28 protein-coding genes are annotated in these 25,041 nt (G+C 63.1%); all 28 read right to left on the reverse strand.

Annotated features, from left to right (window positions below; translation table 11 throughout):
• Positions 1–73 precede the first annotated feature (73 nt).
• Positions 74–244 carry a hypothetical protein gene (locus PV343_RS01310; RefSeq protein ID WP_319144858.1) on the reverse strand — a complete coding sequence of 57 codons (171 nt, stop codon included), beginning with the start codon at positions 242–244 and terminating at the stop codon, positions 74–76.
• Positions 241–729, reverse strand: coding sequence for a deoxycytidylate deaminase (locus PV343_RS01315; protein ID WP_319145161.1), 489 nt, complete (start codon positions 727–729; stop codon positions 241–243). The genes PV343_RS01310 and PV343_RS01315 overlap by 4 nt, the downstream gene beginning before the upstream one ends.
• Positions 730–844: 115 nt before the next feature.
• On the reverse strand, positions 845–994 hold the full coding sequence (locus PV343_RS01320; protein WP_319144859.1) for a hypothetical protein: 150 nt from the start codon (positions 992–994) through the stop codon (positions 845–847).
• Positions 995–998: 4 nt separating this feature from the next.
• Positions 999–1,694, reverse strand: a complete 696-nt coding sequence (gene thyX / locus PV343_RS01325) for an FAD-dependent thymidylate synthase (protein ID WP_319144860.1) — start codon at positions 1,692–1,694, stop codon at positions 999–1,001.
• 76 nt (positions 1,695–1,770) lie between these two features.
• Positions 1,771–1,980 (reverse strand): hypothetical protein, encoded by a 210-nt coding sequence (locus tag PV343_RS01330; RefSeq protein WP_319144861.1) that lies wholly within the window; start codon positions 1,978–1,980, stop codon positions 1,771–1,773.
• Positions 1,943–2,359 (reverse strand): endonuclease domain-containing protein, encoded by a 417-nt coding sequence (locus PV343_RS40225; protein ID WP_415923436.1) that lies wholly within the window; start codon positions 2,357–2,359, stop codon positions 1,943–1,945. The genes PV343_RS01330 and PV343_RS40225 overlap by 38 nt, the downstream gene beginning before the upstream one ends.
• Complete coding sequence (locus PV343_RS01335; protein ID WP_319144862.1) at positions 2,356–3,195, reverse strand: sigma factor; 840 nt, start codon at positions 3,193–3,195, stop codon at positions 2,356–2,358. The genes PV343_RS40225 and PV343_RS01335 overlap by 4 nt, the downstream gene beginning before the upstream one ends.
• 381 nt (positions 3,196–3,576) lie before the next feature.
• The gene (locus PV343_RS40230) at positions 3,577–3,852 is read right to left on the reverse strand and encodes an HNH endonuclease (RefSeq protein ID WP_415923437.1); all 276 of its coding nucleotides are present in this window, start codon (positions 3,850–3,852) and stop codon (positions 3,577–3,579) included.
• Positions 3,853–3,878: 26 nt separating this feature from the next.
• Entirely contained in the window at positions 3,879–5,726 is a 1,848-nt protein-coding gene (locus tag PV343_RS01340) for a DNA polymerase (protein WP_319144863.1), read from the reverse strand.
• Between the two features lie 77 nt (positions 5,727–5,803).
• Positions 5,804–8,248: a phage/plasmid primase, P4 family gene (locus PV343_RS01345; protein ID WP_319144864.1), complete on the reverse strand. Its 2,445-nt coding sequence runs from the start codon at positions 8,246–8,248 to the stop codon at positions 5,804–5,806.
• Between the two features lie 40 nt (positions 8,249–8,288).
• Positions 8,289–8,636 carry an HNH endonuclease gene (locus PV343_RS01350; RefSeq protein WP_319144865.1) on the reverse strand — a complete coding sequence of 116 codons (348 nt, stop codon included), beginning with the start codon at positions 8,634–8,636 and terminating at the stop codon, positions 8,289–8,291.
• 548 nt (positions 8,637–9,184) lie between these two features.
• Positions 9,185–9,457, reverse strand: coding sequence for a hypothetical protein (locus PV343_RS01355; protein WP_319144866.1), 273 nt, complete (start codon positions 9,455–9,457; stop codon positions 9,185–9,187).
• Positions 9,458–9,459: 2 nt separating this feature from the next.
• A complete protein-coding gene (locus PV343_RS01360) occupies positions 9,460–9,951 on the reverse strand; it encodes a hypothetical protein (protein ID WP_319144867.1) in 492 nt (163 codons plus the stop codon).
• A 177-nt stretch (positions 9,952–10,128) separates the two neighbouring features.
• The gene (locus PV343_RS01365; RefSeq protein WP_319144868.1) at positions 10,129–10,359 is read right to left on the reverse strand and encodes a hypothetical protein; all 231 of its coding nucleotides are present in this window, start codon (positions 10,357–10,359) and stop codon (positions 10,129–10,131) included.
• Positions 10,360–10,375: 16 nt separating this feature from the next.
• The gene (locus PV343_RS01370; protein WP_319144869.1) at positions 10,376–11,080 is read right to left on the reverse strand and encodes a hypothetical protein; all 705 of its coding nucleotides are present in this window, start codon (positions 11,078–11,080) and stop codon (positions 10,376–10,378) included.
• Positions 11,081–11,147: 67 nt separating this feature from the next.
• The gene (locus tag PV343_RS01375; protein WP_319144870.1) at positions 11,148–11,546 is read right to left on the reverse strand and encodes a hypothetical protein; all 399 of its coding nucleotides are present in this window, start codon (positions 11,544–11,546) and stop codon (positions 11,148–11,150) included.
• 211 nt (positions 11,547–11,757) lie between these two features.
• Positions 11,758–12,612, reverse strand: a complete 855-nt coding sequence (locus tag PV343_RS01380; RefSeq protein WP_319144871.1) for a hypothetical protein — start codon at positions 12,610–12,612, stop codon at positions 11,758–11,760.
• Positions 12,613–12,885: 273 nt separating this feature from the next.
• Positions 12,886–13,404, reverse strand: a complete 519-nt coding sequence (locus tag PV343_RS01385) for a hypothetical protein (RefSeq protein ID WP_319144872.1) — start codon at positions 13,402–13,404, stop codon at positions 12,886–12,888.
• 88 nt (positions 13,405–13,492) lie between these two features.
• On the reverse strand, positions 13,493–14,566 hold the full coding sequence (locus PV343_RS01390) for a hypothetical protein (protein ID WP_319144873.1): 1,074 nt from the start codon (positions 14,564–14,566) through the stop codon (positions 13,493–13,495).
• An 85-nt stretch (positions 14,567–14,651) separates the two neighbouring features.
• Positions 14,652–15,077 carry a hypothetical protein gene (locus PV343_RS01395; protein ID WP_319144874.1) on the reverse strand — a complete coding sequence of 142 codons (426 nt, stop codon included), beginning with the start codon at positions 15,075–15,077 and terminating at the stop codon, positions 14,652–14,654.
• 61 nt (positions 15,078–15,138) lie between these two features.
• Entirely contained in the window at positions 15,139–15,789 is a 651-nt protein-coding gene (locus tag PV343_RS01400; protein WP_319144875.1) for a hypothetical protein, read from the reverse strand.
• Between the two features lie 159 nt (positions 15,790–15,948).
• A complete protein-coding gene (locus PV343_RS01405; protein WP_319144876.1) occupies positions 15,949–16,479 on the reverse strand; it encodes a hypothetical protein in 531 nt (176 codons plus the stop codon).
• Between the two features lie 67 nt (positions 16,480–16,546).
• The gene (locus tag PV343_RS01410) at positions 16,547–16,903 is read right to left on the reverse strand and encodes a hypothetical protein (RefSeq protein ID WP_319144877.1); all 357 of its coding nucleotides are present in this window, start codon (positions 16,901–16,903) and stop codon (positions 16,547–16,549) included.
• Positions 16,904–17,241: 338 nt separating this feature from the next.
• On the reverse strand, positions 17,242–17,913 hold the full coding sequence (locus tag PV343_RS01415) for a glycoside hydrolase family 25 protein (RefSeq protein ID WP_319144878.1): 672 nt from the start codon (positions 17,911–17,913) through the stop codon (positions 17,242–17,244).
• A 9-nt stretch (positions 17,914–17,922) separates the two neighbouring features.
• Positions 17,923–18,174 (reverse strand): hypothetical protein, encoded by a 252-nt coding sequence (locus PV343_RS01420; RefSeq protein ID WP_319144879.1) that lies wholly within the window; start codon positions 18,172–18,174, stop codon positions 17,923–17,925.
• A 9-nt stretch (positions 18,175–18,183) separates the two neighbouring features.
• Positions 18,184–18,720 (reverse strand): hypothetical protein, encoded by a 537-nt coding sequence (locus PV343_RS01425; RefSeq protein WP_319144880.1) that lies wholly within the window; start codon positions 18,718–18,720, stop codon positions 18,184–18,186.
• Positions 18,721–18,735: 15 nt separating this feature from the next.
• On the reverse strand, positions 18,736–21,282 hold the full coding sequence (locus PV343_RS01430; RefSeq protein WP_319144881.1) for a hypothetical protein: 2,547 nt from the start codon (positions 21,280–21,282) through the stop codon (positions 18,736–18,738).
• A gap of 57 nt (positions 21,283–21,339) precedes the next feature.
• Entirely contained in the window at positions 21,340–24,747 is a 3,408-nt protein-coding gene (locus tag PV343_RS01435; RefSeq protein ID WP_319144882.1) for a phage tail tape measure protein, read from the reverse strand.
• Between the last annotated feature and the right edge of the window lie 294 nt (positions 24,748–25,041).

Genomic DNA, 25,041 nt, shown 5'->3' on the forward strand with positions numbered 1-25,041 from the left:
GTGTACTGAGGACAACGTAAAGGGCCCGACCCTCAGCGTGCAAGCTGAAAGCCGGACCCAGTTGGTAAATTTACTAGCTGCGGTGCTTGTGGTGGACCGCATGGGGCGTGGCCGTGACCGTGACCGTGGTCGTGGCCGTCGGCGTGACCGGGTCCCCGTTGTTGAGACCATCGGCGGTACCACAACCAGCCGCGAGGCTGAGGGCGAGGCCAGCGAGCGCGGCGATTCCCAGGCGCTTAATCATTCATCCTCCGGGCAGTTGGTAAATTTACGATCTGGGGTAACGACTTGGCGTATGCCAGCCGCCCGTATCAGCGTCCAGCATGAGGGGCACGGTTCATCCGTGACATAAAGCGTCGCGCCCCGTAGTTCCGCAGGATTAGCGTGCCGTAGTGCATTGCGTTCGGCGTGGTCGGCAATGCAGTTGGCGTAATCGCTGCCCGGCTCGCACTCGCTGGCGCTTAGCTTTCCTCGCGGACACGCTCCAGCGCTAAGGCATCCGGGAATTCCCGCCGGGGCTCCGTTGTAGCCGACGCCCCGAACCTCATTCCTCGCGTTGACCAGAATCGCGCCCACCTTCCGCCGGGTGCAGTCGGCACGAGAAGCCGCCCAAGTCGCACCCAACAGAAAGTATGTATCCCAGTCGGGCCGCTCCGCCAGGCCAACCGGCTGGTTGTTACCGACTAGCTGCGCTGGCGCCTCGCCCGTACTCCGTTCGCAGTACCTCAGGGCGTGTACCCCAGCAGGGCGGCGAGCATGATGCCTACGGCGCCCACGATCCGCTTAACTTTCTTCACTTACCTCAGCCTTCCAGTGTCTCTGCTCCAGCCGCCGAATCAGCCGCTTACTCCGCCTGGCCAACGGGGGCCCCAATCAGCGCGGTAAGGATGGTCATGGCCTGAGTCTCGCTGAAGCCGATTTCGACCAGCGCCTCAAAGATTTCCCGGTACTGCGCGGCAACTCGGCGGGCCGCACTGAACATGTCGAAAGCCATTGGGTCACTCTCCCTTGAAATCCTGAAAACTGTTCGGGGCTATTTCCTTCAGGAGCGCAAGCACTTCCCGGGCAAAGCCCTGAATCTCAGCGTCGGCATGCTCGCTGTGACGCTTGCCGAGTACGTCGCGCCACGCCCTCAGGTTGCCGGTCACGATCATGTCGACCGGGGCAGCGTTCGGGAGCACAGCACGGGCCGCCTCGCGAGCAGCCTTACGGCTGAGACCCTTTTCCGTGAGGTCCCGCACAAGCGCCCCGTACGCCTCAAGGGCAGCCTTGTACGCGTCCTCAAGGGTGCACTTGCCATACAGCGAATCACTGAGCGCGGGGGGCACCACAGGGGCCGTGTCGCCGTGGTCGACGTACCGCTGACTGACCACGCTGAAACTCAGGTGCCGGTGCCGGGTCAGTTCAGCGAGCAGGGACCGGCTGACGCCTCGCACGAGGAAGGTCACTGAGGCGTGCTCTAGGACGCTGTAGTGACCGTGGTCAAGGATGTTGGCCAGGTACCCGGCGTTCGTCGCTGTAGCGGGCCGCTGGCGCCCCCAAGAGTGGTAGCAGATCCGTCCGGCGGCTTCGCCTAGTACGTCAGCGTCGGTCACGGGAAGCCGGTTCACGCCGGTCCCCCACTGGTCGTAGCCGTACTCATCGGCAAGCAGAAACTCACGGATATGCGTGTGAGCCAGGATCTCAATCTTCACGGGCGTAGCCCCTTTCGCTGGGAGGGGCAGCGAGGGAGGCCGACCACACTCCCCCACTGCCCCGGTCAATGGTTAGTTACAGCGCCCGGCAGGCAAGCCGCTTGATGAGCGGAACCGACTCCGCAAAGCCGCGCGTCACGCTGCTGGTTACCTCGCCCTGTGCGTTCCGGGTGACGAATTCGATCCCCGCCCCTACGCGCTCCGCCGTGATGGTGAATCCGTTGATGAGCTTGAAAGTCTGCACTGGGCTACGCCTCTCGGTCGACGGCGCGGTAATCAGCGCCACGGGTCAGGTAGTGGATTGCTCGGGCGAGTAGTTCGGGCGAGTCGCACAGCTTGCCGATGCCTGTGTTGCATCCCATGCACAGCACCCCGCGCACGGCGCCGGTTTCGTGACAGTGGTCAATGTGGTGCCTTCCCCTACCCCCACCCTCGCCGGGCATTGCGCCGCACACATCACAGGGCCGCTCTTTCAGCTCCAACCACACGGACTCAGTTATTCCGAATCTCTTAGCTGACTGCCTGCGTATTTTCGGGAGGCCATTTCCTTGGAACCAGCGCGCCGCACATTCTTTGCACGCTGACTTAACCCCGTACGCCCTGCTCACATCGCGGTGAAATTCAGACAGTGCCTTTTCCTCGCCGCACTTGGTGCACGTCTTCACGCGGCACGCTCCGCCGTGACGCTCTCGCCCTTGAGGTAAAGCTCCCGGAACCGTTCCTTGCCCTTCCAGCGGATAACCGTGATGCGGGTCTCCGCCACGTCCAGCGCTTCGGCAATCTCGCGGTCGTTGTCGAGCGGGGCGACCGGGTCAATGCCGTAATCGGCGCTCAGTACGTAGCGCTGCTGGCGACCCATCCGGGCCAGCGTGGCGTGAACGGCAGCCTTGATAGCCGCCCGCCGACCGCGCTCGACATCCGACGGGTCAGCAAGGTCGACGCTGACGGACAGGAAGCCGTCCTGGGAAAGCCGGTCGGCCAGGGTCGGCATGTCGTCCCCGTGCTCGCCCTTGGAAGGCGCGTCAAGGTAGGCGGAGCCGAGCCAGGCCAGCCGAGCCGCATAGGCCATGTCAGCCGACAGGCGCCACTTACCAAGGCATCCGTCCGGCCGGGTGGCCTCGCGCTCCGCCTCGTACGGGTCACCGGCGCACACGGTCAAGCACTGCTCGAACCGGCGGGCCGTGTCCTCGCTGACGCCCTGCCGGGTCTCCGTGCGGCGCTTGTCGTCCATCACGCCCTTGAGGGTCCGGTCGACGTAGGTGAAGAACTGCGCGACGCTCTCGCCTTGGAAGCGCTCAATGCACTGCCAGACGGCTATCCGGCCTTCCTGCTCAAGTTCCTCGGCAAGGTCGTGGTTGCGGGTGCCGTTGGTGGAGTACTTGTTCGCCAACTGGCCGATCCGCTGGCCGAACGCGTCCATCACGGCGGCGAAAGCGGTGAGGTGGTCGGCGGCCGTCTTGTCGGCGGCGCTGCGGATCTGCTCGATGGTGATAGCGATCATGGCGGATTAGCTCCGTTTCTCAGGGGTTGCTTGGTGCTGGAGCGCAAGCACTTCCTGAGAGAGCGGGCCACGCCTGAGACGTACGTCACAGATGCTTCAGGGCATGAGTAAGCCCCGTCAGGAGGTGCGTACTCCCGGCGGGGCGTGGCCTTTGCTGACCGCCGTTCGTTGAGGCTTGAACGTACGTCCGCATGCACTTGTGTGGAAGACGTGAAAACGGCTGGTCAGCGCGCTAGATGATCTTCACAGACTGTGAAACCATGATCACTGCGCCCTACACGCATTAGATTCCACGGACGCCACCCGCGTAGAACGGGGGTGTTACCTTCGGATACGTGGCCATGACACTGGTCGAGGCGTCAGGGTCAAGATTCGGTCACGTCACTCAGTAAATTTACTAACTGCCTCAGCCGCTACGCCGAGTGATCGTAGGTACTCATAGGGGTCACGGTCCGCTTTCGTGACGTTACACAGCGCGCATGCGGGCCAGATGTTTCCGGCCACGTCCGCTCCCCCACGGGCCAGCGGGTGGAAGTGGTCGGCGTGCTCCCAGGGTGCTCCGCAGTAGATACACGCCCATGCGTCCGCTTCAGCCCACTGTGCGTAGATTTGATCTAGGTCGGGGGCGGGACTCACCCGCTTACGCCGGTAGAACATCCCGCCCCCTCTCGCGCGCGACGCGCTTATGCCGCTGCCCCATACAGGCTGCCCCAGCTTCGCCCGCCGATTTCCGCCTCAGCCTCAATGGGGACTCCCCCGAGACTGAACGTCATACAGCGCTCGAATTCCTTGGCGATTTCCGGCGCCTCGCGCTGCGGAGCGGACGCAAGAATCTCGTCATGGATAGGCAGGCGCATGTAATCCAGCAGGCCGGATTCCTTGGCCTGAATCAGCGCATTGCCGAGACAGTCACGCGCGGTCGACTGGACCACGTAATTCACGATGGCGTAAGCGCGGTTACGGTCGACCGGGAGGTTGCGTCCGGTGGCGCTGAGCCCGACCCAGTTGTTGGCCCGCGCCTCGCGCTGGAGCTTGTTCGACCACCTTCTGATTTCCGGATAGACGGAGTCGTAGGCGGCCAGCGCACGGCGCACATCCGTTTCGTCAGCGCCGGTCTGTCGGGCAATGCTTACCGCCCCGCCGCCGTAGACCTTGCCGAATCCGATGCCCTTGGCGATCTTGCGATGCTTCTTAGTGAAGCCAGCGCCGAACACCAGGGACGCCGTGAAATCGTGCAGGTCGGCTCCGCTGGATATGGCCTCGCGCATCCGCCGGACATTGGCCAGGGCAGCAAGCACGCGCATTTCAACGGCCGTGAAGTCGGTCGACACCATGACGTGACCCGGCTCCGCCAGCAGTGCGCGCCGGATGACCCAGTCAGAAGACGGGAGGGTCTGAAGCGCCGGACGCGTAATCGACATGCGGGCCGTCCGCGCTTGCAGCGAGTTCACGAACGGGTGCACCCGGCCGTCAGCGTCGACCACGTCAAGGAACGTATCGGCATACGACGTGCGCCACTTACCGGCTCGCTTGGCTCGCATAACGGCGTCAGCCAACGGGTTAGGCGTGCGGGTGCCTCGCGGCTTCCAGTCACGGTCAAGGTCGGCAAGCTCAAGCAGGACAGTCTTGTCTACCTTGATGTTGCCGGACGCCGTCCGCTCCGTCAGGGTCTCCCCCATGGCTTCCAGCGCGACAGCGAGTTGTGCCGTGCTGTTCACGTTGGTCACGCCGTAGCGTTCCGCCGTGGCCCGGTAGCGGATCTCCTCGCCGCTCAGCCGGTCGGCAAGTTCCTGGGTATATTCCCGGTCGAGCAGGAAGCCGGTACGCATCATGTAGGCACAGATGAAAGCTAGTTCATGCTCGTACGGCTCCAGTGCCGGGCGCACATCCAACCGGCTCATCTCGCTGCGCAGCACTGGTTCAAGCCGAGACGTGTAGATCACGTCGAGTCCGGCATACAGGTTGTACGTGGGGTGCCGAATGTCGATACCCCGCCAGCCGGTTTCCTTGGTCAGACCCAGGGAGCGGAATACCGCCGTAAGGTCGCCAGCCGTGTCGGGAGCGGACGGGTCGACATAGAACGCACTGAGGGGCTTGAGGCCGGTTCCTATGCCGCCGTCTTGGGGCTGGCGCGGGTCGACCAGCGCAGCGAGCAGACGGGTATCTGTCGTCTTGGCACAGAGCTTTTCCAGCGGCACACCGGCGTGCCGGTCGAGCACCAACCAGTCAAAGGACGCGTTGTGAATGAGGAACCGGTCAATCACCCTGAGCGCCCAACGGGCCGCCTCAACGAACCGCCCGCCCCACTCCCAGCGGATCACCCATGCCGTCTGGCCGTCGCCAAACTGAACGGTGCGGAGCCCGTAGGTGGGGCTGAATATGTCGAGCCCCGTTGTCTCAGTGTCCAGCGCGATAGGGCCGCGAGGATTGGCGTACGCCACCCAAGCGAAGAACGCGCGCAAGTCTTCGTCAGTCTCCGGGACATTGACTGTGATCGTGTCTCCGGCAACGTCATACCGAAAGGTCTGCATGCATGCACCTCCATGGGGGCAAGGGAGTGCAAACACTCCCTCGCCCCTAAGGCAGTCGGTAAATTTACTAGGTGCCGCTACGCGTCCTTGCGGAAGATCCCGGGGCCGTCGGCAGCCATCGGAGCGTCGGCCAGCCGCACGCCGACCAGCCCAACCCCCTTGTTGGTGGCTTTCTTGTAAACGCCCCGTTCTTCCATGGCGCTGTAAAAGCCACGCCGGGTCCAGCGCTCTTTCATGGGGAGGTTTTCCGCCTCACACCAGTCGAGATACGCGCTGAACGCGTCGGTACCGTTCATGACGCTCCGGGCATCCTTGACCAGCACGGCGGACACGGACGGGTCGGCGGAGTAGAAACCGGCCAGCGCATCGGACGTGGCCCGGTATTCCTGGGTCGCCTCCGTGATACTCGACGGCTCGCCCAAGCCACGGGCGTACCACTCGACGGCTCCCCGTACGGCCCAAGCGGCGATCCCTTCGGATTCCGCCAGTAGCTTCCGGTCAAGCTCATAGTCACGCTCGTGCGGGGCGAACCAGCGAGTGAACGGGATGAGCTTGACGCGTCGCCAAAGCCCCTCATCCTGCCCCTTGAACCGGGGCTTGTGGTTCGTCGCCAGCATGATGAGGAACTGGGGCTTGAATTCGAAGAATTCTTTCCGGAGGAATCGCGCCTGCATCATTTCCTTGCCAGTGGCCCGCTTGAGCGTGGCCTCGCTCATAGGCTTTCCGGCCTCACCCTCGCTGGCCATCACCAGGCGGGAACCGCGCAGTGCCGCAATGTCGTTGGGAATTCCGCCGTTCGCCTTTTCCTCGAACGTGGCAAAGCCGGTGGTTCGGGTGACATTGCGGAACACGGAAGTCAGCGTGTCGGTAAACACGCTCTTGCCGTTGGCGCCCTTCCCCCAGAGCACCGCAAAAGCCTGCTCGCTCACGTCGCCGGTAATGCCGTAGCCGACCATCCGGCGCATGTAGGCGGGAAGTTCAGGGTTGTCCGGGAAGACTTCCGCCAGGAACTTTTCCCAGCGAGGCGCCGTGGCTTCCGGCCGGTAGTCGATATCCAGCGAGTAGGTCATCATGTCCGCCGGATTGTGCGGGCGGAGCTGACCCGTCCTCAGGTCGACCGTGCCGTTGCGGAACGTCAGCAGGTGCGTAGCGCTGTCGAAAGCATGGGCGGCGACGTGAACGCTGGGAACCGATTTCAGCTCGGTCAGGATGCTGTCAATGCCGGTGGTGTTCAGGAACGACTTAGCGGCCACGGTCTCACCGGCCAGTGCCAGGGCGGCACCCATCCGGTGGATTTCCTGCCGGACCTTGGTTGCGCTCCGCTCCCACACACGGCCATTCCAGACCATGAATCCCAGCTCCGGGGCGTGCTTGATACGGCCGTCCGTCCAAGCCACCAGCGCATAGGCGCTAATCGCGTGCGACTCCCCGTATTGCTTGGTCAGCTCCCCCAGCATGCGGGCGGCTTCCACGCCCTGATCACGGCTGACGAAATCCGCGCCAGTGCGCTCCGCGAGGGACTGCGTAGCAGCCACGGCAACGGCCTCATGTACGCCGACCACCGGAGCGGCAGCCTTGACCGCAGCATGGAATTCCGCCGGGAAGTCAGCCGGTCCGGCCTGTGCGCGCCAATCCGTAATATCCGGGGCACTCAGCGGCAGGGCGTAGACCGTGATTCCGTAGGGCTTGAGTCCGTCGGCCAAGCGCCGGTTGAACTGTCGGCCAGCGTCGTCGTCGTCGCCAGCAGCGATTACCTGGCTGCCCTTGAGCCCTTCCGCCAGCTCGCGCAACAGGTCGGGATTACCGGCGAGCGCAGCGCCACGGATGCTCACGGCGTCATAGCCCACAGAAGCCGCTGTAAGGCCGTCTCCCGGCCCCTCAGACACGATGGTGACCCCGTAGCCACCCTGGCCCCTGAACACGCCGTAGGCGGCCCATCGGTGGCCCTCAGGGTTGCTCAGGCTGACCCAGCGACCGGGGCACGAACCGGTGAGGTCCCGACCTTGCAAGCCGCGCGGTCGACCGGCGAAATCCATCAGCGGAACCGTCAGGCGCGCGTACTGACTGAACGCCCGCGACGCGTAACGGAATTGGGTACCCGGCTTGCTGACGCCAAGCTCCATATCCGCCATGAGGTCTTCACTGAGACCGAACCGCCGGACGGCATACCGGCGAGCCTCGCCAGCCCACTCGTCGTCGTAGTCGAACAGCGCACGAGACGTGGTGTCGACGTAGAACGCCAGGGCGGCCACGTGGCCGTCACCAGCAGGCGCCGGGGGCTCTTTCGGAACCGTCAGCCCCGGTCCCTCAGCGTCGAACAGGTCGGCCAGCATGAGGCCAGCGGCCCGGGTGACGTTGCCCGGCTTGCACCCTGCCCGACAGTGAATGCGTACCTTGCCGTCCTCGCCGTACCACAGGCGCAGCGACGGGCGAGAGTCGGCATGCGCCGGGCACACGGCCAGGTAGCCGTCAGTCGTCTCGCTCACGCTGGCGAACCGGGACAGGATCTCTTGGAATTTCAATGTTTTCTCCCTTCCGGTCCGCCTAGAGCGCAAGCACTTCCTAGAACGGCGGAGGCTCCGGGCCGAAGGTTTCCGCCCACTCGGCCAGCGTCTTGGCACCCTTGCTCAGGTTGCACGGAGCGCACGCCGGGACAATGTTGTGCTCCGCATCCTGGCCGCCCTTGGACAGCGGGTGGACGTGGTCCAGATGGGTGGCGACCCCGTTGCAGTAGGCACAGGCACGGCCCCAGCGAGCCAGGATGGCCGTCCGGCTGTATTCCTCGTGCTTGACCCCGTAGCCGTCGGCACGGCGCTTGTGAGTTAGCGTGTGACGCTTGTCCGGCGGCAGGCTGGCGTAGTACCGGCGCCGGTGGTCGGCCGCTGCTTTCCGGCGACAGGTTGAACACATAGACGAAACGCGTTGCGCCTTACCAGCCAAGAAAGCCTCAGCAGCTTTCGCACGGCCACAGCCACGGCAGACTTTCACGACTCCCCCGTCCATTCGACCCACACCAGCGCCCACCGGCGATGACAGAACAGGCGGCGCCAGCGGTACCGGCCACCCTCGCGTAGCGGTGTTCGCCGCCACGGACTAAGCCCCACTCTCACCGGTCGCCCCCAGTGCCGATACCGATAAGGCACACCAGCAGGAACCAGAATCCGGAAAAGAAGCCGATAAAGAAACCGGACCAGAAAGCCATTAGGCCACTCTCCTAACACCAGCGCCGCGAGTAACGGCAACGGCTATTGCGTCGGCATAGCGAGGCCAGTCCTTACGCATATGAGCGTCGGAATGCACCTCAATGGAATCGCCAGCCCCAAGGCGCCGGATATCCCCCAGCGCTGGAGCCTTGGCAAGCGTGATACGTACACGCCGGATCATCGAACCTCCGAAACAGAAAACGGCCCGGCAGGCGCCCCGGAGTCGTGGGGTACCTACCGGGCCGGTAGAAACGGCTACAGCGCCTCCGCCGGAAGCACTAGCCGTACGTGATTGGCCGCGACCCATACAGCGCGCTGGGTCTTGCGCCGGACAAAGCCGCTTTCGTTGCCGGTCGGCCGGACCAGCAGGAAAGGAATCACCCGGCCGAACATGGTGCGGGTGGTCACCTTGAGCACCACGGCGTCAGACAGGCGAACACCGTTGCCCCGCCGGGTCGCGTAGGCGATCAGGTCGCCGGAATAGATCTCGTCGCCGCCGTAGTCCGTGACGGTTCCTCGCTTGCCCACGGCTACGCCACCCTCTCCCAGTCGACGCCCTCAGTGTTCATACGGAATGACCAACTGCCGGTTGAATCCCGCCGCTTGACGGAGACGCGTTCAGTGTTCACGCCATTTACCGTGAACACCTCCCCAACGGAAACCGTCGCGTACTGCGCGTTCCGCTTGAGAATGCGAATACGGTCCCCAACGGCAAGGGGCGGCTTGCTGTCGAGTGCCTTGAGGACAGCGTCAGCGGCCAGCAGGTAGCGCCGCTTGGTGGCGATGGACACCGTCCGCCAGGTGTAGCCGTAGGAACCCCCCAGCGAGTCGTATATGGCCTTGGCCGCCAGGTCTCGCCGCTCCGTGATCTCAGCGAGGTCAGTCTGAGGAACCAGGCTCACCTTGCCGTCCGCCTTACGGATAAGCCAGCGGTCACGTCCGTGAGTCGGGTGCGGGCCGCTCAGGATGGTGGCTGGCATGGTCATGTGCTTGTACATAACCTGCTGGTCGACCTTGAACATCTAGCGCTCTCCCTCGCTGTCAATGTCCCACTTAAACCGGCGGCGCCGCTCATGCTTTACCGCCTCGCGCGCCTCAGGCGGGAATTCCCAGAGAGGGCGCCGGACAGTCTCATCCGACGCCACTCTCAAGGCTTGCTGCCATCCGCGCGCAACGTCGCCATTGCGCGTAACCATGCGCTACATCCCGAACAGTGGCGCGGTAGCCTCAGGCGCCTCGCGGAACTCCTCAACGGTGCTGAGGATCTTGACCGGCTGCTGTCGGCCGTCCGGGATTCGCTCGACAATCGAGTTGTCGAGAGTGAAGCCAAGGTGAGTCAGCGCGTTGACCGCCTGACGGGTGCCGTGGGCTCGAACGACCGCCGACGCGTAGCCGGTTTCGTCCTCGCGGTAAACCTCGTAGAAAGCCATTTGGGCGGAGCCCCTTTCACTCAGCGATAGCGTCGGACCAAGACTTGATGACCTTGATGACCGGCTTCCGGTAGGAAACCTCGCGCCCCTTCTTAGTGGTGTACTCCACCAATTCGAGCGAAAGCTCACACAGCGCCTCGCCGCCGACAGCGTCAAGGTCGTTGCGAACCTCGTGCAGCGACACCAGGAAATCCCACGACGTGGAAACGAACTGGCCAACCCCAAGGTCGTAATCGTCGGCCAGACGGAACGACGTCTTGATGTGCGGGGCCGGGCCCATCTCGTCACGGGCGGCAGCCTTACGCTCCATAAGCAGTTCCGGGCAGCCGCACGGCTCGCCGTAATTGCGATCCATGAGGGAGGTCACGCCGTCGCACTCATGGATGGGACCCTTGCGCCCCCACTGAATGAGCTTGTCCTCAATGGCGCCAGCGCCGGAGAGCACGATCTGAACCTTGTCAGTCGTGGTGAGTACCTGCATGGCGTCGTCCTTGGCCGTGTCCCACTCCTCGGCACGCCCGCCGTAAAGCTGTGCGATGGCGTCGGCAACGGCAGGGTCGGCGGCGGTTACGCGCCACTCGGGGAGCGTGGTGGGAATCTTGCGCCCTCGCTCATCCATCACCGTCATACCGGCGCGGAAGTAGAACGCAAATTCCTGCTTGGTGAACGTCCGGCGCTTAGGCTGTGCGTCAGGGTCGGTCTCGAAAATGCGGACGGGCATGTGTCGGGTCCCTCTCAGGTAGTAAATTTACCGACTGCTCTGTGCCTTGACGGCAAGCACTTCCCGGCTACTCCCCCGGCTTCCGGGTGGCGGCTTCCAGCGCGTCAGCCCACGTGGAACCGTTGTCCTGAGCGTCCTGCGCCAGGGCCAGCGCCTCATCTACGCGATAGATCTCGTCAAGGGGTCCGGTGATCTCCAGCACGCTCGCGAGCATGCCGCCGGAACCGGTCCCCTCGTACATGGCCAGCCGGTCGAGCGGCACGCCGAGCCGGTTCAGCACGTGGCCAACCAGGCAGCCGGGGGTGTCCGGCTCATCGTTGCCACCCACATGGACGTAAAAGCACGAGAGCGGGGCACCCTCACCCGCCATGTGTGCGGGCGCCTCGTACGTGTAGTCAGGCTGCTCCGCGACCACCTCGCGCAGCGTCTCGATTACCTCGCTCGCCGGGACCGTGACTCGCGTCATGGGGTGCTCCGTTCTAGGGGGTTTTCTTGGTTGCATTCCTGCTAGAGCGCAAGCACTTCCTGCCGGTCGGCAGACAGCAGAAAGCCCCGCCAGCCAGCCAACAGGCCAGCCGACGGGGCTACTTGGGGCCCTAGCGCCGGTCGCTCTTACCGAGCCACGCAAGCCACATGAACAGCGCCAGGTAGAACCAGATATCCGTGAACATGCGCCCTCACTTCCTCCGCTGGGTGCCGGTCACGACACGACCAGCGGAACGCGCCAGCGGACGGCCAAGCACTTCCTTGGACAGTTCCCGGTCCCACGTGAAGACGTGCCGCAGGGCAAGGAACACCTCAAAGACCCGGGGGCTGATATCCACCGGCTTGAACGCCCACTCATCCGGCGTGATGTGCAGCACGGCCGCACCGTCGAATTCCGGCATCGGGTGTTCGTCGCCCTCAGGGTCAATGAGCTTGTCGGCATGGGCATAGGCAGCCATCTGCAAAGCCACGTCCGGGTAGGTGTCCTTGGACGTCTTCCAGTCGACAATCAGCAGCACCGGCTTGCTGAACGTTCCGCGCGTCGGGTCGATAAAGACCTTGCCGTCCTCGCGCTCGATTACCCAGACACGGAGAATGGCATCAAAGGAACCGGCGTAGCCGTGGGTATCCGACCACGCAATGTCCTCAGCGCGTACAAGCTCCGGATTCACCATGCGGAGGAAGTTAGCGAAATTCCGGCGGTACGGCTCAAGGTCCGGGTGGACCCGGCCGACGGACTCACCGCGAATCATGCGCTCGAACAGGTCGTGCGCCTCGCTGCCTACGCTGGCACGGAGCTTGGTGTATCGGTTCGGCGCATTCTTGAGGTAGTCGACGGCAGCCTCTCGCCCGGCGGTCTCAACCATGCGGGTCAGGAAATCGAACGAGTCCACAGCGGCCTCAGCGACTAGCTTCTGACCCCAGAATCGCAGGAACGGCTTGGGCAGCATTGACAGCGTCGACGTAACACCCGGCAGGCTCACGCGCGTCTCGGGGTTCACATAGAAGCGAGCGCCGGAACGCTGAACGGTAGAAATCTTGGCCACGGGTCGGCCCCTTCCAGTTAGGTACCCCAACACTGGACCGCAGAGGCTTCCCGTTGTGGTGGTGGTGAAAGGGGTCGGAATTCTGTACTGCCCTTAGGTTTCTTACGTCCTTACGAAAAAAGCCATCACTTCACCACCGGCACCACGCAACCACCACTCCGGGCGCTGTGAGGCGCTGTGCACCCGTCTGAGGGCATGGGAAAGCCCCGCCGGTCCTGGGAGACTCGACGGGGCTGTGAGGGGCTTAGAGGGGCGGCTAGGGGCCTTCCTGGCTCAGTTGTGGCCCAGGTGCCCGTGGCAGCCGGGGCACCAAATACCCAAGTAGTGGTCACCGGCCAGAATGGCGACCGGCTTCTGTCCGCAGTAGGTCAGCGCGTCCCCCTCGTTCCACGCATGCGCGTAGTCGTCGCCGTCCGTCGCAACCTCAAAGTAGGTGTCGCGCTCAGACTGGGGACCGGGGCCCGTGGGGTTGCTCGCCTGTGCGATGTAGTCGGCGGCTTCAGCGTCCGTGTGTTCCTGGCCCTGCCGCGCCTTGACCCGGTCGAATCGCTCAACCGTGGCGTCCGGCAGGCTCGCCGGTCCGGTAGGCGCCTTGGTCGCCTCCCTCAGCCTCAGGGTTGTCCGGGCGGCTTCCGCCAGTCGCTCCGCGTAGGCCAGGACCCAAGACGGGTCGGCTTCCAACTTCAGGGGCCGGTCGCTGTCTCGGTCATCATCAACCCACGCATTGATGTGAACCCACCCGTTGGTGGTCGGGCTAACGGTTCCGAGCTTGAACGTGTACTGACGCTTCACTGCTCTCCTACTTTCTGACGATTCGTCACTTCAGGTCTTACAGGAAAGGGGCCCGGTCCCCCGACCCGGGCCCCATCCTGGCTACTGCCTACAGCTCATTGGCCAGCGCGACCCATTCCATGATCTTGGCCTTGAGGGCAACCTTGTCGCTGTCGCTCAGTTCCTTGGCCGTGGCCAGCGCCCGCCGAAGCGCCTTGTCAGCCGCCTGAACGTCGCCCGCGACCTTTTCCTGAACGGTGGCCGTCTTCAGTTCCTCGGCGGCCTCAGCGGCCTGCTCGTCGCCCTCCTCAGCCTTGGCCTCAAGTTCCTTGAGCTTGTCCGCCTTGGCCCGCTGACGCTCCGCCATGATCTCGCGCTTGGACTTACGCGGGATGTCGTAGAACGTGAAGACGGCCTCCGCCGGGGACAGTTCCGGGTGCGCCTCAGCGATCTTGCCAAAGTGCGTGTTGAACTCATCGGGGTTTTCGTCCAGCGCGCGGACGTAGCCCACCAGCACGTCACTCATCTGGTTGTTGACGGCCGTCTGGATCTTGCCCACCAGCGCCTTGGCGTGCTCGGCGTCGCCGGATTCCTTCGCCAGCGCCTCACGGGCCGCGCCGTACATGTCGGCCGACGCGTTCCGGCTCGCCTGAGTGATGGACTTGAGGTCCGGGACGCCGTCCGCCGTGATGATCCGGCGCCGGGTGTCGAGCAGGGACTCAGCGATCTGACGGGCCGTCTGAGCCGTCTTCACGTGGAGTCGGACACCCTCGGCCACCAAGTTGGCGCCGTTGTCCACGATCTCCTTCACGCCCTCCGTCAGCGTGTAGTCATTCTGGACCGTGGGAGGGGCTTCCTCCTTCACCGCCACGGCCTTGGCCGCCTCCGGCTTCGGCTTGGCCTGCGACGCCTCGCGGAACGCGTTCCGGCTCTCCTGCTTGAACTTGGCGAACGTGGTGCCGTCGGGCGTCTTGCCCCGGGACGGGAGACCGGAGATCAGCGCCTCCGTCTCCTTGTTCAGCTCGGCCAGACCCTCCGTGTTCTCGGCCTCCGCCAGCGACACGGCCCGCTCGATGTTGGCGTGAATCTGCTCGATGGTGGCAACGGTGGGGTCGGTCTCATCAACGCCCCCCAGCGCGTCGGCCAGGTCCGCCACCGTCTCAACCGTCTCGTTCTTCGCCATTTTCAGTCTCTCCCTTGGTGGTGCTGTCGTTGTGGGGCACCAGTTAAGCACACCGGTGCCCCCGGTTACAAGCCAGTTGGTAAATTTACTGACTGATCGCGGTCAGCTCGCTGCGGAAGTACCGGTTCGGCTCCGCCTCCGGGTAGTCGTCCCACCGCACCTCGTAGACCGTAGCCGTCTTCAGCGCGCCCGGCGACCGGTAGCCGCCCCTGGCGTACCCCTTGTGCTCTGCCAGCGCGACCACGGTCCCGGCTGCCGCCAGATCCGTCTTGGGCGCCACACGGTCCCCCACAGCCAGCAGACGGGGCTGCCGGGGCTTGGGCGTGTACTCGCCGCCAAGGGTGGGGATCTCACTGTCCGCCTTCCACTGGCGCTGCGCCCCGCTGGCCACGGTCACCACCACCATGGTGCCGACCCGGGTCACGTCCGTCACCGGCTGGCCGTGGAAGTTGGGGTTGCGGGTGTCGAGCATCATGCCGGGCCGGATGCTGCGGGCGAGTCGGTACGTCATCACGGAGCCTTTCATTAGGTGGGGCCCCAGCCTATGTAGCCGGGGCCCCGTTGTCTACAACCTAGCCGCGAAGCTTGTTGATCAGTTCCACGGCATCCCGGAGGCTGCTGAGGCCGGTCTGAACGTAGCCCTTGGGTCCGTTAACCGTGATGTCGTAGTGGTCGACGCGGTGCACCTGATAGGGAACCGGCTCGCCGCTCATGCGGTCAATGGCGTCGAAAATCTCGATCTTGCCGAAGTAGTCGGCGCGGCCGTACTGCTCCGGGCGGGTCACCGTTTCCGTGCTGCGGGGCGTCAGCATGGTGATACCCAGGTACTTCCGGGTGAACGTTGCGAGGAAGTCAGCGCCGATGTGGAACTTGCCGTAGCTGCTGCCCTTGCCGTTGCTGATCTCGATGTAGTCGTGGTCAAGGGTGTCCCGCTTGATTTCCACGACCAGACCAGCGGCATACGCGCTTTCGACGGCGCGCCGGACATTCTCGGCCGGAACCTCCGCCATGATCTGCGTAACCGCCTGCCGGGCGCAGTACGTCTCGTTCATGTCCACCGTGATCTTGCCCATGGTTTCCCCTCCGTGGAACGCAACCCAGCACTGAGCGTCTGCCAGCGCCATGGCCTCCGTGAGGTAAGCGGCGGTCTTGAACACCACGCCCGCACCGTTCCGAACCTCAGCGATGTGCTTGCCGTTCTCGGTCTTGGTGGTGATGTTCATTCCGTCCGCCCCTCGTTGTCGTTGTGTTGTAGGAGTAGTTAAGCACGGCCCGAAGGGTCTCCGCCACATGCCTAGTAAATTTACTAACTGCTCCGCCGGGCCCGGACATGGCAAAACCCCCTGCCACCAGCACGAATGCCAGTGACAGGGGGTCTGTCGTCAGAGCGAAAAAAGTTGGTCGACTCGCGCCCTCAGCAGGTCCAGAGACCCGTCATTGAGCACGGCGGACGTGGTGCGAGCGTCGTCTAGCTCCGTCTCGCTGTGGTGGGAACCGGCGGCACCAACTAGGCCAGCCCCGGGGCGAGTTACCCGGACCGTGGAGAATCCGGCGCGCTGCATCGCCGCATACTCGTTCAGGTACCGGACATCCGTGACCACGATGGGGCCCCGGATCTGGACAGCGGCACGGAGCAGGGCGCGAATCCAGAAAGACCGGTCACGCTGGCGTACGCCCTGGCCCATGTGCTGGAGCAGGCGCCGGACCTCCGGGCACCATTCCTTTGCTCGGTCCCACCCGTGCAGCGCGACGACGCGGGAAAGGCGGATGGCCTCGCCCCCGACAAGCTGAACGAACGGGTCGACTTCCAGCGCCATATCCTTCAGCGGGTCGGCAAAGGCCAGCCGGGTATAGCCGTGGGCGGCCACCAGATGAGCGGCAACGGTGTCCTTGCCGGACCCTGCCTTACCCAAAAGCGCGATGTTACGCAAAATGCCCTCCCAAGTAGGTGAGTTACCTACCTGAGAGGGCAAACACTTCCTAGCCGACGACGACGTTAGACGCGTCTCCGCCGACGGCCACAGAGCGATCACCAGCGGCCACTACGGTCGGAGCCTCCGGGGCGTCCTCCGGAGCCTGGCTGAGGGTACTGAACGGCACCCCAAGGTCGGCGGCGACGGCTTCCACATCACCGGCCAGCGCCTCGCCGTCAATGCCGTGCTTGGCCAGCCAGCCGAACGCGAAAGTCACACCGCCGGTGACGACACCCTCAATGAGGCCGCGCACATCGCTGGGGACGCCGTGGCTGAAGACGTGAGGGGCGACAATGCCCGAAAGCACAGTGGTCACGGAAGCCGCCACAGTGGACGCCTTTACCTTGCCGGAAATCGGCTGCATATCTACTCCGTTTCTCTGCGCCGGAATTCCATCCGGCGCTGTCTACCAGGGTGAGGGTCGGTGTCCCGAATAGCCGCAATGGCGTGGTCAGTCGTGTGCGCTGCCTGCCAGTCTCGAACCTCAGCTATATCGGACCGCAAACCCTCCCCCAGCTCATCAATACGCCCGTTCAGTTGGCCGATTGCCTCGCTGACAGCGTCACGGGTTAGCGCCCCTTCCTCGCGCGCTGCACCCCTGCTACGCCTCGCGGCGAGGTAGGCCGGGCCGGTGGTCACCAGGGAGGTTGCTACCGCCCCCAGCGCCCACCAGGCACCCGGTCCTATCTGCGCTCCGTCCACCTAGTGCACCTTGGCTTCCAGACCCTTGACCCTGGCCTCAAGCGTGCTCACGCGACTCTCAAGGGTCGGGGCCGGGGCCGGGGTCGGCTTGGTCGGGGCAGGTGCCGGAATCGGCTTCTCAATCCAAGACGCCCAAGCGCGCAGCGCCCTCGCGTCCTTGAAATTGGCAACGTTGCGGTCGATACCGCCCGCCCACGAATACTGGTGAAACACCCAAGAGTGCTTGATGTTCGGGTGTCCGGCGGCGTGGTTCGGGTCGGCAATCCACAGGCCGTCAGCCGGGCCGCCGTTGTCGCTGTCGCGATTCTTCCAATAGTCGACGTTGCAATACAGCACCACCTTGTGGTGAGGCTGCTTGGCCTTGACCCGAGCCACGAAAGCATCGCGCTCAGCCTGGCTCACGCCGCTGGTCTCCCAGTCGAAAGCGAGAATATCGCCCGGGTGCAGGTCGACCTTGGACAGGAAGTAGTCGGCTTCCTTGGCGCCCCCGTTCCGGCCGAAGTGGTAATGGCCGACGACAAGGCCAGCGGCACGCGCGTGCGCAACCTGTGCCTTGTACTTGGGGTTCACATAGTTCGTGGCCTCAGTGGCCTTGACGAAGGCGAAAGCGAGTCCCTTGGTCGGGAATGCCTCCGCCTGAAAGCTGGAAACGTCTACGCCGTTAACGGTCATGGATTCCCCTTAGTTGAAGGTCAGCGGAGTGGCCGCCGTGTCGCACTGGTAGTACGTTTCCGAGCTGACGCTCTTACTCGCTGAGAGATAGATGGGACGCGTCGCGGTAGGCCACGGGAAATCCCGAAGGGTCTCAATGAGGTTGAGCCAGGTCGCATCGTCCATGCCGTACTGGTTTCCCACCCGGGCGTCAAGAATGGGATTGCCGTTACTGTCGGCAAGACTGATCGTGTAAAAGGTGCTATTGCTCTGAATAGACATGGTTCCCCTTTAGTTGCTCACCCAGAGACAGGAGAGCGACGGAAAAACGTCAGGGCCGGAAACGGACGTGTTAAGGGCCGCGCCAGAGTTCTGGTAGCCCATGACTTCCACGTAGTCACCCGCGCCCAACATCACAAGGGCTGTGGTCGACACAGCGGAAGATGACCCGCCGCTAGCGGCAAGTGTCTTGACGAACGATCCGGCGTACGCCGCGCCATTCACTGCCAAACGAACGGCACGGTTGTTGGTGGTGTTGGTGGCAAATGCAGCAACGCCGGTCACCAGATAAATGCCGCTGAGGGGCGCCGTGTACCGGCTTGTATTCGTGGTGATGCTGTGTCCGCCGTAGTTATCGAACTGCTCAGCGTCCAAGAGCATTGGCGTCCATGCCTGATCGGTTAGCGACTGAGCAACCGTCGAGTAGGCACGGAACGAGGGAGGCGCCGAGAAATACGCGTTTGCGTCACGAACCTGTGTGTTCCATAGGGCGGCGGTAATGAATCCGCCCGTGGCTGCCGTGAAGGACGCGGGAGGCGAAAGAGGCACGCTTGTTCCTAATCACTAGTACGCAAACACTGCCACGTCGAACTGGGGCAGCGTGTCAGAGAATTGCGCGTACGGGGCTGGGTCGACCGGACTGCACTGGAGCGTCACGAACGCGTCTCCCGAGCCGTCCATGTCCCACTGGATCTGCTCGACAAAGCACTCTGCGGAAACCATTGGAGCCCCCGGCGGGCGTCGGTTGATACGCACCCTCGTGCCAAGCTCCAGAGCGAGCAGGGACGGCCACAGAGACGGGGTAGCCGCCGGATGTAGCTTGAGGCTCTGAACGCGCGTGAGAGGCTGGCTGTAGCGGCCCTTGAGGTAATTGGCAGCGTCCTGGCACTCAAGGGCGCTGGCACTGTTGAGCGAGCGCGTCATGGTGCGGCTGTAGTACCTAGCCTGACTCGCCGTGTCCTTGGCCGTGAACACTGCTCCGGTAGGCGTCTGGGTCACCTGCACGTCATTGCCCAAGTGGGTTGCGTCGAAATCAAGTTGCAGATCCTCGAACGGCAACTCCCCCGGTCCGTCACCAAAGATCAGCGCAGGGGTCAGCGCGCTATACCGGGCGCCTCGCCCCCGGAACACAACCGTGCCATCGGCGGATACAAAGTGCTCGCCATTCTCCGTGGTGACCACGTCGTTGAGCGCGGACATAGCATCCGTGCCGGACAGTCCGTCAGCCGGACCCATGGCCGTGGTCATACCGGCGCCGATGGTGCTCGCGCCCGTGTAGCCGGAATACCTCAGGATGCGGGCGTACCGCGCATCGGAGCTTTCATTCGCCGCGCTGTTCTTCCAAGTGGTGTAAAGCGCGGTCATGTCTGCCTGAGACAGCAGGGTCGGCCATTCCGTCACAAAGGCCAGATCGCCCTTGAATACGCGATAGGCATTGCGCGTGGTGTTGAAATAGCTCGCCCCGACATAGTCGCTGCGGATCGACTGGTTGAACCACGTGAATGCAATGGTGACGTCCATTGGGTGGCCGTCGACACAGACCCGCTGAAGCGTGTTTCCGTCATTGGCGAACATGACTAGGTGCCAGTTGCCGTCAGCGACATTAGCCGCCAGGGTGGCCGTACTGAGACTCGTGACACTGCCACCAAAGGCCGTGAAATCAATCATGAGTACGCCGGTGCTGTCTATGTAGACCTTGTATCCGCCTAGCGCCTCAGCGTCAGTGCGCCGGGTCTCCCACAGAACGGCCTTGTTGGTCGGCGGAAGACTGTCAGTCCAGCGGAATGCAAGCATGCGCGTCCATCCGCCATTGGAGTCGTAGCCGGGGCCGGTCACGCCGACGCTAGGAAGGTCGAGCACCGTAGCACTGGCCGCCGGACTGTCCTTGCCAGGATTGACGGGATTGGAGTTGACCACAGACCCGGTCGAGCCAGTGTAGGCGCCGGTGGGAGAAACCGAAGTGATCGACGTTCCGGCAGTCCAGTTGCCCGGCCCCTGCTTGGAATTGATCGCGGGAATCGGTGGCATTTGGCCAGTCAGGTCAGCGAAGCTAGTCGACCCAGCAGCGTCCGCCAGCGTGTAGCAGTAGCGGGGCGAATGGGAGTCGATTTCCTCAAGGAACACGTCCTTGAGCGCCACCTGAGACAGCAGGGCGAACGTATCCACGCCGGTCGGCTGAACCTGGCCGTAGGTACCGCCATCGGTCCAAGTGGTCGGCCAGCGCTCCGTGAAGCCGGTGAAAATCGGGTACCAAGTTCCGGGCGCTGCCCACGTGGTTGCCGTCGAGCCCAGCTCAAGTTGCCAAGCGTCAGACTCAACCGTGATGGCCGACGGCACAGATGCACCGGTGGAGAAACCGGCGCACATTCCGTACACGCCTCCGGTGGTCGGGGCAGTGGCCGTGACGGTTATCAGCGTCCAACTGTTAGTTGAGGCAGAGCCGGTTAGTGTCGACGTGCTGCCGTAGATAAAGGTCACCGGTGCGGAGGTGGTGTCAGCGCCGCCGTAAAAGGCAATAACCGGCTTAACCACTAGGGAGGTTGAGTCAGTGATGTTCCTAACCCGAGCCTGAAACGTGTACGTCTGCCCGGGGCGGGCGGCGACGGTATCCGTGTAGGCAATTCGAGTGCCGGAACCCTGGCCAGACTTAACCGCCATGCGCAGCGTGTTGGTGCCCTGATAGGCCGTAAGCGAGCCGGACGGAACGGCCACGACTCCGCCAGTGACGTCGGATGTTGACTTGACTCCGAACGTGCCGGGCCACGTCATAGCCGCATATCCCTCGCCGCCGGTGGCAATTGCAGCGTCGAGGAGGTTGGCAGTCGGCGGCCACTGAGCACGGCGCCGGTACGGCTGATAGGGCTGGATCTTCCCGGCCCAGGGTCCGGCCGTATTGGTCGGGTCTAGGGCGCCATCCTGAGATCCCAGGGTGATGCCGTACTCCCCCGCCTGAGGCTGGTCAAGCTCATACTGCTTGCCTCGCCGTGCGGACGCCTGAGACAGGGTCCGGTCGATCAGATTTACCCAGCGGGTGGAAGGGACTGCGGCACCCGCCGCCGTCCAAGCCGGGCCCCATTCCTCAGCGATAACGGGGTAGTTGGGGTTAACCATGTTGCCTCCGCATGCGAACGGGGCAGTCAGTAAATTTACCAACTGCCCCGCCCGCGACTAGCGCTTGAACTGTTGCCAGGTGGCGGAGTTACGCCCGCCGTATCGCTGCATCTCTTGGATGACCACGTCTCTGAGGTCACGGTCACTGCGGACAGAGCCGTGGACCTCAATGTGCACGTGGTGGTTCACGGAACCGTGGCCGTTGTGCATGCGCGCCTTGGAATCCCGGACCGCTGACCGGTAGTCGGCCGTACCGCCCCGCAGGGCGACAGACAGACGCTCACTGGCGCCCTTGACATCACGCGTTCCATCGTCCACACCGTTGACCAGACCAGCAGTTACCCACTGGCCGATTTCGTGGAAGACGCGGGAAGGAGACTTAATGCCAAGTTCTTTCTTGATTGCCTTGGCCATGGCCTTTGCAATCTTTTCCATCTGCTTTTCAATGGCCTTTTCCTTGGACTTGAGTCCCTTGACCAGACCCTCAGCAGAATGGATACCGGCCTTATACATCTCGTCGGCCACGGCGCCACCAGCCTTGTTGGCTGCCTTTTTCGCGTTCTTCTGAGCAGCGTTCAGCGCGTCAATCTGCGCCTTACTGGCGTTCATCAGCGCGTCGGCCGTAGCCCCGCCGCCGTCGACACCAGCGCTCGCTATCTGCTCAATCAGGTCAGCGCGCAGACCCTTTTTCTTCAGCGCCTCAATTTCCTTGCTGAAGCGGATGGCAGCGGCCGACTGGTTTTGGAGGTTGGCCAGCACGTCAGCGGCGGAAACCGGGCCGCCGGACTCAGGGGCGGAGAGCACCACGGAAGCGCTCCCCATGATGCCACCGGCGATGTTGGACCGTTCGTCCTTCCACGCCTTTTGGAGATCCTTAAGCTTGGCCTGAGCTTTCTTGACCTTATCCGCCCACTTATCGCGGTCCTTGGCCAGCTTTTCTAGCGTCTTGCCTTCTTTCTTGACGTACTCCTCAAGGTGCTTGACGGCATGCTGGTGGCTCTTGATGTATGAATCGCTGTAAAGCCGGTGCCTGTGCCTGCCGTGGCCGGTCATGACCTTGCTCAGGTCACCAAGCCGGTTGTAGGCGTTCATGAGCAGGGTCTCAGTGCGGCTGATAGCAGCCTTGACCTTGTCGAGCGAGCCGGTAAGACCCTTGACAAGCCCCTCATGAATGTAGATACCCAGCGACCGGAACACCTTGGAAGGTGAGTTGATCCCTAGGCGCTGGCTAAAGTGCTTGACCATGCCATCGGCAGTGTTTCGAATGGCGCCGTGCGCGAGGCCCGCATTCTGAGTGATACCCAGCGCCAAGCCTTCCGGGATCGACTTTCCGACCTGATCACGGAAGATTCGGGAGGGGCTGTTGATGTGCAGCGCAGACTTACCGGCGGACACCAACTCACTAGCCAGGTTGCTCACAGCCGACGCAGCGGCTCCAATCATGCTGTTAACACCGCTGATGAGACCCTGAACAATCGAACGACCGGCGTCATACAGCAAAGTGCCGAAAGACGAACCGATGCTAATGAGCGTGCTCGACACATCGTGCAGCGCGTCGCTGGCGAGTTTCTTGAGATCCTGCCAAGCCTGCGACCAGTGGCCCGTCACGATGTCGAGCACTAGGGCAATCGTGTTTTCGATTCCGTGCAGGGCCGTAGTCACGATTCCCGAGACGGCGTGCCAGGCGAGGCTTGCCGTGTCCTTAATCAGCGTCCAAGCCGTGGCAATGGTCTGTGCCCCGACCTTGAAAATGATTTTGATGGCCGACCACATTGAGGAAGTCAAGAGTTTTATGTGTTTCCACATAACGGACCAGACTTGTTCGACTTCCTTACCGTGCTGCTTCCACCAGACCTGTAGTTCCTTGCCTCGCGCCTTGAGCCACACGAGTACGTTGGCATTGAACCAGTGCGCCAAATGCTGAACGGCCTTGACGCCCCAATCCCAGATACGATGGAAGCCCTTAACGGCGTTATCCCAAGTGGCTTTGAACAGATGCGCCACAAACGGGATGTTGGATTTGATCCAGCCCCAGACCTGTTTCCAGTGGGTTATCAGCAGGGCGAGGCCAGCAATCAGCGCGATGATTCCGGCGACAATCCACGTGATGGGGTTGGCCAGCAGAGAGTCAGTGAACGACCACGATGCAATGCTTGCCGCCGCGAGGCCAATCGTCACACCGCCGAGGATCACGCCGAATGTCTTCAGGACGTTGCTGTGCGACGCAAGGAACGTGAGCCCCTTGGCCATCACCGCCATGAACTTAGTCGCCGCCGGTAGCAGGTGAATGCCGATGGAGATCCCGATGGCTTCCGCGCTGCCCTTGAACTCGGCCATGCGCTGGTTGAACGTCTTCTGAACGTCCGCCCAACCCTCAACGTGCTTACCACCTTCCTTGACGTGTTCGGAGATTCCGTCGACGTTCTTCCGGAAGGTGGCCATATGCGGGCCGGTAAGCTGAAGCGCACCCATCATGGACTTGGTACCGCCCACCATGGTGGCCAGGGAGCCAATATAGGTTTTCTTTGTGCCGCTGGTTTTCTCAAGGACGGAGTTGAAATCCTTACCCTTACTCGCTGCCTTTTGCAGCGACTTGATAAGCACCTCGCCACCGGGACCCATCTTGGACTTGATAGCGTCCGTCAGGGTGGTCAGCGTGGCAGCAAGACCCTTAGAACCCAGTTCCTTGGCAACCTTGTTAGCGTCGAGACCAAGACCTTTCATGGTGGTGGCTGCCTTGGCCGACGGGTTGGAAAGCTGACCAATCGTCTGGCGTAGGTAGGTCGCGGCAACGCGCGCATCCGTACCCTGTGACGTCATGGTGGCCATGGCGCCGAGTACGTCGTTCAGCTTGACGTGTGCGGCAGCCGCCACGGGGAGAATGCCGGACATTGAACCGGCCAGAGCCTCAAGGTTCGTCTTACCTTCGGCCTCCGTGCCAACCAGCGCGTTCATAACGTTGGTGACGGTACCGGCCTTATCGCCGTAAGCGTTCATGGCAGTCGTCACGGCGTCGGTAACGGTGGCCAGGTCGGCCGCACCAACCTTGGCTCCCTCAGCGCTGACCCGCAGCACGTCGAGGGCCTTTTGACCGTGGTATCCAGCCGACTCAACCATGTATAGGCCGGAGGTCAGATCCTTGGTGGACTCACCCACCTGGCCAGCCATCTTGAGTACGCCATTGGACACGAGATCCATATTCTTGGCGGCCTCACCGGCACCCGTACGAACACGGGTCATCTGAGTCTGGAAGTCAGCGGCCATGTGCGTCGTCTTGACCGCCGTTACACCAGCAGCCACGCCGATACCGAGCAGAGCAGCCTTGGCCACTCCCCCGAGGCGCCGCATATTGCCGCCGCCCTCAGCCTCAACCGTGGCAAGCTCGGTCTTGACACCCTTGGCCGTGGTCATAAAGCCGGTGGCGGAGCCAAGGAATTCGATAAAGACAGGTGGGAGCGCGGACATAGTAAATTTACTACCTGCCTTATCTCTTGCTACCGGTTGAGGCAGCCCAAGCGCCCTCAAAGAACGCGCGGACCTTGGGCCGTGCCTTTTCTACGCCCGGCTTGAAATAGGGGTACTTGGCTTCAATGCGCCCCTTGTATCTGTTCTGGTAGCCGCCCCGACCACCGGCCATGACGACTTGGGACCAACCGGCGGGTCCTTCAGATCGGGGCCGTCGGCTGGTTCGGATGGACCGCTGTAGGTTGCCGGTGAGGACACCCGGACCGCCCGCACGGCTCACGTGGTCGGGTACAC

This window comes from Streptomyces sp. WI03-4A, from assembly GCF_033792105.1.
Lineage (GTDB): Bacteria > Actinomycetota > Actinomycetes > Streptomycetales > Streptomycetaceae > Streptomyces > Streptomyces collinus_A.